Origin of the sequence: Streptomyces sp. NRRL F-4489 (assembly GCF_001509485.1) — a bacterium.
Taxonomy (GTDB): Bacteria; Actinomycetota; Actinomycetes; order Streptomycetales; family Streptomycetaceae; genus Streptomyces.
This window is the reverse complement of sequence record NZ_LLZI01000044.1, coordinates 1-12356: the sequence shown is the minus strand read 5'-3', so window position 1 is coordinate 12356 and position 12356 is coordinate 1. Positions and strand designations below refer to the sequence as shown.

General features: G+C 74.0%; 9 protein-coding genes and 1 pseudogene. 4 read left to right on the top strand and 6 right to left on the bottom strand.

Features of this window, described 5'->3' with window-relative positions; all coding sequences use genetic code 11:
* The 4 genes and pseudogenes from ADL22_RS06050 to ADL22_RS06035 all read left to right on the top strand — a co-directional run.
* A partial coding sequence (locus tag ADL22_RS06050; RefSeq protein WP_199836227.1) for a PP2C family protein-serine/threonine phosphatase occupies positions 1-847 on the top strand: 847 nt, incomplete at its 5' end.
* 296 nt (positions 848-1143) lie between these two features.
* Positions 1144-1776: pseudogene (locus ADL22_RS06045) on the top strand (hypothetical protein); the annotation flags it as partial.
* 46 nt (positions 1777-1822) lie between these two features.
* Positions 1823-3469, top strand: a complete 1647-nt coding sequence (locus ADL22_RS06040) for an FHA domain-containing protein (protein WP_079063872.1) — start codon at positions 1823-1825, stop codon at positions 3467-3469.
* 149 nt (positions 3470-3618) lie between these two features.
* Positions 3619-4023, top strand: coding sequence for a globin (locus ADL22_RS06035; protein WP_066974422.1), 405 nt, complete (start codon positions 3619-3621; stop codon positions 4021-4023).
* A gap of 169 nt (positions 4024-4192) precedes the next feature.
* On the opposite strand, the gene ADL22_RS06030 is transcribed toward ADL22_RS06035, so the two are convergent.
* The 6 genes from ADL22_RS06030 to ADL22_RS06010 all read right to left on the bottom strand — a co-directional run bounded on the left by ADL22_RS06030 (position 4193) and on the right by ADL22_RS06010 (position 12270).
* The gene (locus ADL22_RS06030) at positions 4193-5032 is read right to left on the bottom strand and encodes a hypothetical protein (protein WP_066974420.1); all 840 of its coding nucleotides are present in this window, start codon (positions 5030-5032) and stop codon (positions 4193-4195) included.
* Positions 5029-5499 carry an acyl-CoA thioesterase gene (locus ADL22_RS06025; protein WP_066974418.1) on the bottom strand — a complete coding sequence of 157 codons (471 nt, stop codon included), beginning with the start codon at positions 5497-5499 and terminating at the stop codon, positions 5029-5031. Before ADL22_RS06025 ends, ADL22_RS06030 begins: the two co-directional genes overlap by 4 nt.
* A 5-nt stretch (positions 5500-5504) precedes the next feature.
* Entirely contained in the window at positions 5505-7169 is a 1665-nt protein-coding gene (gene ettA, locus ADL22_RS06020) for an energy-dependent translational throttle protein EttA (protein WP_066974416.1), read from the bottom strand.
* 342 nt (positions 7170-7511) lie between these two features.
* On the bottom strand, positions 7512-8918 hold the full coding sequence (locus tag ADL22_RS06015) for an LAETG motif-containing sortase-dependent surface protein (RefSeq protein ID WP_066974414.1): 1407 nt from the start codon (positions 8916-8918) through the stop codon (positions 7512-7514).
* 232 nt (positions 8919-9150) lie between these two features.
* A complete protein-coding gene (gene ssb / locus ADL22_RS35975) occupies positions 9151-9885 on the bottom strand; it encodes a single-stranded DNA-binding protein (RefSeq protein WP_079063871.1) in 735 nt (244 codons plus the stop codon).
* A gap of 477 nt (positions 9886-10362) precedes the next feature.
* Positions 10363-12270, bottom strand: coding sequence for a YfjP family GTPase (locus ADL22_RS06010; protein WP_234430560.1), 1908 nt, complete (start codon positions 12268-12270; stop codon positions 10363-10365).
* Positions 12271-12356 lie beyond the last annotated feature (86 nt).

Below are 12356 nucleotides of genomic sequence, written 5' to 3'. Positions count from 1 at the left end.
CACCCCCACCCCCACCCGCGCCCACCTGGAGCAAGAGCTCTCCGGCATCGCCGCCGTCAGTGACCGCGGCCACCGGCACCATCGCAACGAGGACTACTTCAGCCTGGCCGGCACCGCGCTGGCGGACGGGGCGCCCGCCGTGATCGCGGTGGTCTGCGACGGCGTCTCCTCGGCGACCCGGCCGGACGACGCGTCCCGGGCCGCGGCCGAGCGGGCCGCCGGCGCGCTGCGGATGTCCCTGCCGCGCGGCGAGCACCCCCAGCAGGCCATGCACGACGCGGTGCTGGCGGCCTCGGCGGCGGTGGACGCGCTGGCCGCCGACCCGTCGATAGCCCACGACGCGTACCGCCAGCAGAACGCCCCGGCCTGCACCCTGGTCGCCGCGGTGGTCGGCGGCGGACTGCTGACCGTCGGCTGGGTCGGCGACAGCCGCGCGTACTGGATCCCCGACGACCGCACCGCGCCGCCGGTCCGGCTGACCGAGGACGACTCCTGGGCCGCGCAGATGGTCGCCGGCAACTACATGACCGAGGAGGAGGCCAACGCCGACGCCCGGGCGCACGCCATCACCGGCTGGCTCGGCGCGGACGCGTACGAGGTCGAACCGCATGTCGCGGCGTTCCGGCCGGACGGCCCCGGCGTGGTCGTGGTGTGCACCGACGGGCTGTGGAACTACGCCGACAGCGCCCCCGCGATGGCCGCCGTACTGCCCCTGGACGCCCCCGCCCGGCCGCTGGACGCCGCGCGGGCGCTGGTCGGCCACGCCCTCGCCGGCGGCGGGCACGACAACGTAACGGTCGCGGTGGTGCCGTTCCCGGCGCCCGCACCGGGGGCAGGATCGGCCTGAGCACCCGGAGTCCGTACGCGCCGGCCCCGGCGGGCGGCGGCCGCAAGGAGCGGAACTGACCCATGGCCCACTTCGCCAAGTCGCGGGTGCCGCGCTTCACCGCCGAGGTGCACCACAACCCCTTCCTCCCCGAGGGCGGGCGGGAGTTGCACGCGGTGGTCACGGTGACCGCGACCGGGGGCGGTTCGACCGGCGGCCGCCCGGTGCCCGCTCCCGCCCGTGAGCCGGGGCGCGGCGTTCCGGAGCCCGCCACCCCGGAGCCCGCCGTTCCGGAAGCGGCCGGGCCGGACCCCGGGGTGGTGCTGCGGGTGCGGACGCCCCTGGGCGCCGAGGTGGCGCTGCTGCGGCAAGTGGCGCCCGCCGCCGGGGATCTGACCGGCCGGCGGAGCCCGTCGGGGCCGCGCGCGGGCGACTACCCGACCGGCCCCTGGGGCGACGAGTCCCGCGACTACCACCTCTGCCTGCGCCTGCCGGACCCCGGTGTCGGCCGGGAGATGCTCGCCGCCCGGATCGCGGTCCTGCTGCCCGCGCCGGACGGCGCCGCCCCCCGGGTCGCCGCCGAGGCCCTGGTCCGCGCCGTCTGGACGGACGAACCGGCCGCCGCGTTACGTATCGACCGCCAGGTGGCACACCACACAGGACGGGCTGAACTGGCACAAGCCATCCAGCGGGGGCTGGATGCGGCCAAGTGGGGAGATGCCGTGCGCGCCCTGGCGGAACTGCGCCGGGCGGCGCGGCTGGCCACCGCCCCAGGGAACGGTGACACTGCGAAACTCCTTGCGAAGGTGGTGGACGGCGTCGATACCGCGACCGGTACTGTGCGACAGACGGCGGAGGCCGCCGAGGCCGCGCGGGACGACTCCCCGGCGGCCCCCGGCACCCGGACTCCGCCCGGTGCGATACCGACGAACGACGACGATCAGCTCTGAATCAGTACCACCCGGAAGTAAACGGTACGGAGGGGGAAGAACCGACATGCCGACCTGCCCGAGCGGCCACCAGTCGGCGGCCGAAGACTGGTGCGAGGTGTGCGGCCAGCGCATGGCGGGTGCCGTTCCCCCGCCGCCCTCTCTGCCCGCCGGTTTCCTGAACACGCCGCCGCCCGCCGACCCCACCGGCCCGCCTCCGGGCCAGCCGGGCCCGCCGCCCGGCGCCCCCGTACCGCCCGGTCCGCCGCAGGGCCAGCCCGGTCCGCCGCCCGGCGGCCCCGGCCCGCAGGGCGGCTACGGCTTCCCGCCGCCCGTATCCGGCCCCGGTGGCCCCGGCCCCGGTGGCCCGCAGCAGCCGCAGGGCGGTTACGGCTTCCCGCCCCCGGCCCCCGGACCGGGCGGCCCCGGCGGTCCGGCGCCCCAGGGCGCGCCGTTTCCCCCCGGTGGTCCCGTTGGCGGCGGCCCCGCCCCGGGTGGCCCCTTCCCCGGCGGTCCCGGTATGCCGCCGCACGGCGCCCCCGCCCCCGGGCCGGGCCCCGCGCAGGCCGGTGACGGGCAGCCGTGCCCGCAGTGCCGTACGCCGCGCGAGGGCATGGCGCCGTTCTGCACGGAGTGCCAGTACAACTTCCTGACCAACTCCCCCTCGTCGTTCGCCCCGCCGCCCGGCGGCCCCGCGCCCGGCGGCCCCCAGGGCGGCTACGGCTTCCCGCCCCCGGCGCCCGGTCCGGGCGGCCCCGGCGGTCCCGGTGCGCCCGCCCCCGGCCCCGGCCAGGAGGGCGGCGGCTACGGCTTCCCGCCGCCGCAGGCCCCGCAGCCCCAGCAGCACCAGCAGCCGCAGCAGCACCAGGCACCGCAGCAGCCGGGCCCGCCGCCCGGTATGCCCGGCCCCGGTGGCTATCCGGGTCAGCCCGGTCCGCCGCCGCCCGGTATGCCGGGACCGGGCGGGCAGCCCGGTCCGCCGCCGGGTGACGACTGGCCGCTGCCCCCGCCGAGCCCGCAGCAGGCGGCCGCCCCGATGGCGCCCCCGCAGCCTGGACCCGGCCCGCAGGCCCCGTTCGAACAGCAGCCGCCGGCGCCGTTCCCGCCGCAGCAGCCCCAGCCGCCGGCCCCGTTCGGCCGGCCCCAGCAGGGCTACGACCAGCCCCAGCAGGGGTACGACCAGCCTCAGCAGGGGTACGAGCAGCCTCAGCGGGGCTACGACCAGCAGCCGGAACCCGAAGGGACGTGGCAGAGCGGCCCCGGCCAGGCCCCGGCGGCCCCGCCGCAGGGCCCGCCCCCGGTGGTCGGCGACGGCTGGGTGGTGGCCATCGCCCCGGACCGCGAGTACTTCATGGCCATGATGAGCCGCAGCGGCCCGGAGGCGGCCGGGCTCAACCTGCCCGCGTACTCCCCCGAGCAGGTCCTGCCGCTCGCCAACGGGCAGGTGTCGGTCGGCCGCCGCCGGAACAGCACCGGCGAGTCCCCGGACGTCGACCTGGGCCGGACCCCGGAGGACCCGGGTGTCTCGCACCAGCACGCCCTGCTCGTCCAGCAGCAGGACGGCAGCTGGGCGGTGGTGGACCAGAACTCCACCAACGGCACCACCGTCAACCTCGCCGAGGAGCCGATCCAGCCGTACGTCCCGGTCCCGCTCCACGAGGGCGACCGGGTCCACGTCGGCGCCTGGACGACGCTCACCGTCCGCCGCGCCTGACACCGGCAGCACCGGACGCACCGCGACGGCGCCCCCAACTCCGGTGCGTGACACAGCAGTCACGCACCGGAGGGGTTGTTCCGCCCACGCCCGCCCCTACGGGCCCTAAGTCCCAAGTCCTCGGCCGGGCGGTCTGCCACCATGGACCGGTGAACAACATTCCGCAGGGCACGCTTCAGGAGCAGACCTTTTACGAGCAGGTCGGTGGCGAGGAGACCTTCCGCCGTCTGGTGCGCCGCTTCTACGAGGGGGTCGCCGAGGACCCGCTGCTGCGGCCGATGTACCCGGAGGAGGACCTCGGCCCGGCCGAGGAGCGGCTCGCCCTCTTCCTCATGCAGTACTGGGGCGGCCCCCGTACGTACAGCGAGAACCGCGGCCACCCCCGGCTGCGGATGCGGCACGTCCCGTTCACCGTGGACCGGGCCGCGCACGACGCCTGGCTCCGCCACATGCGGGACGCGGTGGACTCCCTCGGCCTCGCCGACGAACACCGCAAGCAGCTGTGGGACTACCTCACCTACGCGGCCGCGTCGATGATCAACACCCCGGGGTGAGCGCCGGTTTCGATGCCCCCGGGGCGCTCGATGACCGCCGCTTCCGGTGAGAAATGCCTCACACCGGCTCCGGCCACGGCTTGGCCATGGCTCCGGCCCGGCGCATCCCTCAGACCGGCGTAACAGCGCTCGGACCGGCGTAACGCGCCTCGGACCGGCGTAACGGCGCTCAGACCGGTGTAACCGTCAGCCCGGACAACCCGGACAACCCCACCGGCCCGCTCGCCCGTACGGCCACCGACCCGTACGGCGTGCTCAGCCGCAGCCACCCCGAAGCGGCCAGCAGGGCGAGCGCCGGTGCTCGCGTACCGGAACCGGCCGCAGAGTCGGACCCGGCGGCACTCCCGGACCCGTCGGCGTCGGGCCTCGCACCGGCGACGGCGCCGTTACCGGACACCGCCCCCGCCATCGCCCCGGCCCGCGTCCCGCGCAGGAAGCCCAGGGCCTGCGCCGCGTGCACGGCCCGCAGCGGCAACTCCGTATCGCCCAGCGTCCGCGACCAGATCTCGCGCCCGATCCGGTCCCGTTCAGTCCGCGTACGCCGCTCCGGCGGCAACGCCTCGTCCCGCGCCCGGAACTCCGCGACCGCCGCCGACACCGCGCGGACCAGCGCCTCCGGTGCCGGCAGCCCCGGTACGCGCCGCCAGCCGCCCCGCGGCGGCAGCACCCCGGCCCACGGCGGACCGGTGACCGCGGCGGGCACGGTGACCAGGCCCCCGGCCTCCGCTATGCCCTCCAGCAACTCACCTGCGGACACGGTCACATCCAGCGCCAGGGCCCGTCCGCCCCCAGCGGCCCCAACGGCCTCTGAAGTCCCAGCCGCCCCCGGCGCCAACCGCGCCGTCCGGATCGCCAGCACCTCGAACGACGGCGGGCGCCCGAACACCGCGAGCACGCCGCCCCCGGCCTGGAGCCGGACCGCCGCCCCGCGGTCGTAGTGGATCAGCCGGGCGAGGAAGGCGGCGAGATCCGCTGCCTCCCCGGCGTCGGCCAGCCGCAGCACCGTCATCGCGCGCCGGCCCCCTCCTGCTGCCCGGCGCCGCCCCGGCGCACCGCGCCGTCGCCGTGGGCCGCGTCGTCCAGATAGTCCTTGAGGATCGCCTTCTCCTCCGCCGTGAGGCGGCGCGGCCGCCCCGCGGCGAAGTCGAACGGCACGACCACGGTCGAGGCCCGCAGATAGACCTCGGTCTCGTCCTTGACCTCGTACGCCACCGTCATCGACGCGGCGCTGATCTTCGCCACCCACAGCTCGACGGTCACCGGCTCGGGCCGGTGCACCAGTTGCCGGAGGTAGTCGATCTCGTGCCGGGCGACGACCGAGCCGCCCTTGAACGACGCACTCCCGCCCCCCGGCGCCAGCCGGCGCATGAAGTCGATCCGCGCCTCTTCGAGGTAGCGGACGAACACCGCGTTGTTGACGTGGCCGAACGCGTCCATGTCCGACCAGCGCAGGGGGCAGGAGTACAGGTGGCGCACGTCGGTCAGCCCCGGGTCAGCTTCTTGTACGTCGCCCGGTGCGGGCGGGCCGCGTCGGCGCCCAGCCGCTCGATCTTGTTCTTCTCGTACGACTCGAAGTTGCCCTCGAACCAGAACCACTTGGAGTTGCCCTCGTACGCCAGGATGTGCGTGGCGACGCGGTCGAGGAACCAGCGGTCGTGGGAGACGACCACGGCGCAGCCGGGGAAGTCCAGCAGCGCGTTCTCCAGGGAGGACAGGGTCTCGACGTCGAGGTCGTTGGTCGGCTCGTCGAGGAGCAGGAGGTTGCCGCCCTGCTTCAGGGTGAGCGCGAGGTTGAGGCGGTTGCGCTCACCGCCGGAGAGCACACCGGCCGGCTTCTGCTGGTCCGGGCCCTTGAAGCCGAACGCGGAGACGTACGCGCGCGAGGGCATCTCGACCTGGCCGACGTTGATGTAGTCGAGCTCGTCGGAGACCACGGCCCACAGGGTCTTCTTGGGGTCGATGTTCTCGCGGCCCTGGTCGACGTAGGAGATCTTGACGGTCTCGCCGACCTTGATGTCGCCGGAGTCCGGCGTCTCCAGGCCCTGGAGCATCTTGAACAGCGTGGTCTTGCCGGCGCCGTTCGGGCCGATGACGCCGACGATGCCGTTGCGCGGCAGGGTGAAGCTGAGGTCGTCGATGAGGACCTTCTCGCCGAACGCCTTGCTGAGGTTGTTGACCTCGACGACGACGTTGCCCAGGCGCGGGCCCGGCGGGATCTGGATCTCCTCGAAGTCCAGCTTCCGCATCTTGTCCGCCTCGGCGGCCATCTCCTCGTAACGCGCCAGACGGGCCTTGGACTTGGCCTGCCGCCCCTTGGCGTTGGAGCGGACCCACTCCAGCTCTTCCTTCAGGCGCTTGGCGCGCTTGGCGTCCTTCTGGCCCTCGACCTTGAGGCGGGACTGCTTCTTCTCCAGGTACGTGGAGTAGTTGCCCTCGTACGGGTGGGCGCGGCCGCGGTCGAGCTCGAGGATCCACTGGGCGACGTTGTCGAGGAAGTACCGGTCGTGGGTGACGGCGACGACGGTGCCGGGGTACTTCGCCAGGTGCTGCTCCAGCCACTGCACCGACTCGGCGTCGAGGTGGTTGGTGGGCTCGTCCAGCAGCAGCAGGTCGGGGGCCTCCAGCAGCAGCTTGCACAGCGCGACGCGGCGGCGCTCACCACCGGAGAGGTTGGTGACCGGCCAGTCGCCGGGCGGGCAGCCGAGGGCGTCCATGGCCTGCTCGAGCTGGGTGTCGAGGTCCCAGGCGTTGGCGTGGTCGAGGTCCTCCTGGAGCTTGCCCATCTCCTCCATCAGCGCGTCGGAGTAGTCGGTGGCCATCAGCTCGGCGACCTCGTTGAAGCGCTTGAGCTTGTCCATGATCTCGCGCGCGCCGTCCTGGACGTTCTCCAGCACGGTCTTGGAGTCGTCCAGCGGCGGCTCCTGGAGGAGCATGCCGACGCTGTAGCCCGGGGAGAGGAACGCGTCGCCGTTCGACGGCTGCTCAAGACCGGCCATGATCTTCAGCACCGTGGACTTACCGGCGCCGTTGGGACCCACGACGCCGATCTTCGCGCCCGGCAGGAAGCTCAGCGTCACGTCATCGAGGATGACCTTGTCGCCGTGCGCCTTGCGCGCCTTGCGCATCGTGTAGATGTACTCAGCCAAGAGAAACCGTCCGCCAGTTTGGATCTATCAGGTGGTCTGGGTGGCTCCGCCGCGTGGGCCGTGGAGCGGCGTGGCCGCGCGAGGGCAGATACACCCCATCTTGCCGTACGTCCATCCCCGGACGGAAACGGGTTCCAGGGGACGGACGGCCGCGGCCCCGGAGCGGACTGCTTCGCTCCGGGGCCGCGGGGGGTGTGCGTCCGGTAATGGACCGGTCACGGTTCACGTGGACGGGCCGCGCCTCGCCTCAGCGGACGGGCCGCGCGCCACTCGCGCGCACGGCCCGCGTCCCGCTGGGGCGGACGGCCCGCGTCGTGCTCGGGCGGACTGTCCGCGTCCCGCTCAGGCGGACTGACCGGTCTTCTTCTTGCGCAGGAAGAACACCGCCGCGCCGCCGACCACGACGAGGGCGACCGCGACGCCCGCGATCACCGGGGTGGCGTTGCTGGAACCGGTCTCGGCGAGGTCGGTGCCGTGGCCGCCAGTGGTGCTGCCGCCGGAGGTGCCGCCGGCCGGGGCCGGGCTCGGGTGGGCGGAGGGCTGGCCGCCGCTGCCCGCGGTCTTGCAGTCCAGTACGCCGGAGAAGGTCTTCTTGAAGCCGCCGGCGCCGGTGATCGTGATCTGGTACGGCTGGTCCTCGCCGACCGGGACGGTCACGGTCTTGGACGCGCCGGGCGCGACCTCGTAGTCCTTGCCGGAGAGCTGGAAGCGGAACGCCTCATCGCCCTTGTTGCTGGCGGTGACGTCGACGCCGCCCTTGGCGCAGTCCTTCTCCGCGGTGATCGCCGGTATCGCGCCCTGCTTCTTCCAGGAGACGGTGGCGGCCGCGGAGACCGTGGACTCGCTGGAGCCGGCCAGGATCTGGGTCTGGCTCTTGGCGTGCTCGCCGATGCCGGTGAACGCGCGGCCGACCGGCACCTTGGTGGCGGCCTGCGCGGTCAGCGAGGTGGTGCCGTCGGCGGCGCCCTTGGGGACGTCGAAGAACAGCTGGCTGCCGTCGGCCGCGCTGGTGACCGGCTTGCCGTCCTTGCCGACGATCTTCACACCGGCCGGCACGTCCGCCGCCGGGGCGATGGTGACGCTGTCGGCGTTGGTGTGCACGGTGACCGGGCCGATCTTGGTGCCGGACTTGCCGGAGACCGCCGGCGGCGTCAGGGTCAGCGACGCCTTGGGCTCGGAGACGGTCTGCGCGCTCTTCTCCAGATAGTCGGCGAGCTTCTCGGCGGCCGGGTCGACCGCGTCGACCTTGACGTGGTCGGAGAAGCGCCAGATCGCGACCTGGGTGCCGGCCGCGGCGGTCTTCTCGGTCAGCTGCCCGGAACCGGCCTTGGCGGACAGCGCCGCCAGGTCGTTCACCTGCGGGTAGGAGTTCTGCAGGATCCAGCGGATCTTGCCGGCGTCCGGGTTGTCGTGCAGCGACGACTTGCCCCAGGACACTTCCTGGTACCGGGCCTGCTGCTGGGTCGGGTTGTGCACGTCGATGCAGTACGTCTGCAGCGTGCCGCCGTTGTCGACCGACATCTCGAAGAGGCCGGCGCCGACGCGCTGGTCCCCTCCCCTGCCGTGCAGCACCGCCTGGTCGAAGGTCTTCAGACCGCGGAGCGTCGCGGTGGCGCCGCCGTCCTGCGACGTCGCCGGGTCGTCCGCCGCGGCGGTCCCGGCGGTGGCTATCGCGCCCGCCGCGAGGAGGCCCGAGGCCACGGCCGCGGCGGCAAGGCGGGCTGCGCCCCGCCCCTTCATCGAAAGCATGATTTCCCCTCTGGGCGAGGCGGTCGGCTGGAGAGGTCGCCTCACCGGACAGATCCCAAGAACTCAACGGCCGAACTGGTCAGCCTGGTCAGCCCCCGTGAGTACTCGTCGGATCCTATGGAGCGGGCGCATCAGGGTCCCCGGTAATAGCGTCCTATAAGCGATCCGAATCGCAATCGTTACCGAATACCCGCACCCTGAGCTGACATTATCGACAAATCGCCGGTAATTTTCAGGGCACACTTACCTTCTGCCCCGAATTGCCCGACGGGCTCGCGGCCCGTCCCGGCACCTCTGTGGGATCCTCCGGCCGCCCGCGGGAGTGCTTCGGCGGGGGCGGCGAAGGGTGCGGGGCGCTTGCCGCTGCTCGGTCGAGGGTCGGCTGGGGGGCCGGTTGCCCGTCCCGTGTCGACGTTGCGGCGTGCGGTTTCGGCTTCTCCAATTGCCAGGGGTCGGCAGCTGGTTGACCGCCGGGCGATGGGGGCCCGTCCGCTTGCGGGCCGGGTGGTTGAGGGGCATTCGGCTGGGTGACGTTCGGTTGAATGGCGCTCGGTTGAATGGCGTTCAGCTGAGTCGCGTCTCCCTCTTTGCGGGCCCGCACCACCCGGCGGAACGCGGACGTCCCGCGCGCCAGGTCGTGCCCGATCGCCAGTGCGTCGATCTCCGCCGCGAACCAGCGACCGCCGCCCTTCTCCGGCGGCTGCTCGCCCTCCCGCAACCGCAACCGCCCCTGTACGACGACCGGTTCCCCGACCGCCACCGAAGCCGCGACGTTGTCCGCGAGCGCGCGCCAGGACCGCACGGTGTAGAAACTCGTCTCCCCGTCCGTCCAGCATTCCCGGGCCCGGTCCCACCTCCGCGATGTCGTCGCCATCCGGAACCGCGCCACCGGCACACCCGCCGGCGTCTCCCGGTGCTCGACCGCCGTGGCCACGTTCCCCACCAGCGTCACCATCGTGTCGTTCATGAATGCTCCCCCGCCTTTTCCGTTCTGCTTCTCGTTCTGCTTCTTGTTCTGCTTCTCGTTCTGCTCTTTGCTTCTTCTGGTTTCTCGTCGCTTGCTTCGGCTTATGCGTCTTCTCTGCCTTGTCCGGCCTCTCCGGCCTCCCCGGCCCCTCCAACTCGCGCTCGGCGCTTCGGACTTCCTTTCGCTGTGGTTGTCCCCGGGGCGCGTCGAGGGGACGTCCGTCGTGTTGCGCTGCATTGCGTTGCGTTGCGCCGCATTGCGCCTGCGCTTCGCGGATTCCATGCTGCACGGATCCGCCGGAGCCCGCCGCGGCCTGTGGACAACCTGCCGCCTGTGGACAACTCCGTCACCCGGCGGGGTGACGAGGGGTACGGCCACGGGCCCGGGCGCGCGGCAGTAGAACGGCGGCGGGCCGCCTCGCCCGCCGCCGCCTCACCCGACCTCATGCGTGCGTCGGGCACCTCATCGCCCGGCGCCTCACACGCCCGACGCGACCGCGTACCGCTCGCGCACCTCGCGATACCGCAGCAGTTCCGCGGCCACCGGCTCCAGCACCCGCGCCCGTCCGCAGCCGGCCGCCGCTTCGCGCAGCCGGCGTTCGGCGTCCTGCCCGTACCGCCGGGCCGGGCCACGTGCCAGGACCCGGCAGAGCCAGGTCAGCGCCGGACCGCCCACCGACCCCGCGATCGCGGGCAGCAGTCCGGCCGGCCATTCGGACGGGGGCGTCACACCCGTCACGGAACCCACCAGCCACATCACGCCCACCACTTGGAACACGAACAACAGCTTTTGCAGGGCCGCCGCCACCGTCCACCAGCGCGGCTTGGCTTCCGGCCCCCGCCGGAGCGCTTCCTCGGCCTCGGCGGCCACCGCGTCCAGCGCCTCCGGCAGCCCCTCGGCACCCCGCCCCGCCGCCTCGCGCACCGCCTGCGCCCACGGCGCCGGCAGCCCGCGCGCGGCCTCCGCCGCCACGGTCCGAACGGCCTGTTCGACCATCGGCCGGGCTGCCGCCTGCGCGCAACCGGGATCGGTGGCGGTGCCGGCGGCAGCGTTGGCGCCGGGGCCGACTCCCGTCCCGGAAGCGGCACTTGCGGACCCGTCGCCACCGGAAGCTGCACCTTCCGCCAGCCTGATGGGGACCGCTCCGGAACGCCCCGCCCCCGTCTTCCCGTCCTCGCCGCGCCCCGCCCCCGTACGCGGAGGCGCGACCCGTGGGCGGCGGGCCGTGCCGCCGGCCTCTCCCGCCGCGGTGGCCACCGCCATCGGGCGCGCGCCGCGCCCCTTGCCCCGGGGCCGCAGCCGCGACCACGGCGAACCGCACGCCCGCTCGGCGTGCCGCAGCCAGTCACGCTCCGCCGTCCGCCCGGTGGCGACCGCCCCCACCGCCTCGGCGAGCCGGTCGTCGAACTCCTCCTGGGCCCGCCCGGACAGCCCGACCCGGCTCTCCGCCACGTACACCGACCGCAGGCGCTCCGCCGCGGCGTCCACGTCGGCGGTCAGCCGGCGGTCGGCCGCCCCGCGTTCCGCCACGAACTGGGCCAGCGCCTCCCGTAGTTCCCCCACCCCCTCGCCGGTCGCGGCAGAGAGGGCAAGCACCGTCGCGCCCGGTTCGCCGTGCTCGCCCAGCGCCAGCCCGTCCTCGTCCAGGAGCCGGCGCAGATCGTCCACCACCTGGTCGGCGGCGTCCCCGGGCAGCCGGTCCACCTGGTTGAGCACGACGAACGTGACCTCGGCGTAGCCCGCCAGCGGCCGCAGATAGCGCTCGTGGAGCACCGCGTCGGCGTACTTCTCCGGGTCCACGACCCAGACCACCGCGTCCACCAGCTTCAGCAGCCGGTCGACCTGCTCCCGGTTGGCGGTGGCCGAGGAATCGTGGTCGGGGAGGTCCAGCAGGATCAAACCGGACAGTTCCGGGCTGCTCTGCGCGGTGTGGCGGCGGTGGACCGGCACCCCGAGCCGGCGCAGCAGCCCCTCCGCCCCGGGGCGGCCGCCGGACCAGACGCAGGCCACCGGCTCGGCGGTGGTCGGCCGGCGCGCCCCGACCTCCGAACGGACCGCCCCCGCCAGCGCGTTGAACAGCGACGACTTGCCGCTGCCGGTCGCCCCCGCGAGGGCGACGACGGTGTGCTCACCGGACAGCCGGTACCGCTCGTCGGCCGCCTCCAGGACGCGGCCCGCCTCGTCCAGCACCGCCCCGTCCAGCCGGCTCCGGGACAGCGCGATCAGCTCCCGCAGCGCCTCCAACCGGGCCCGCAGCCCCTCCTCGGCGGCCCTCCTGGTCCCGCCGGGCACCCACTTGTAGCCGGGGCCCCCGATCTCTTCCTCTTCCGCCCCTTCTCCCTCGTCCGCACCACCCATCACTCCGGGGGCGCGCCCCTCGGCCATCGATCCCAGCGGCACCTGGGCCCCGGCCCCCGTCCCGAACTGCGCCCCGCCCGCCGTACGGAACTCCGCCCCGTCCGCCGTCCCGC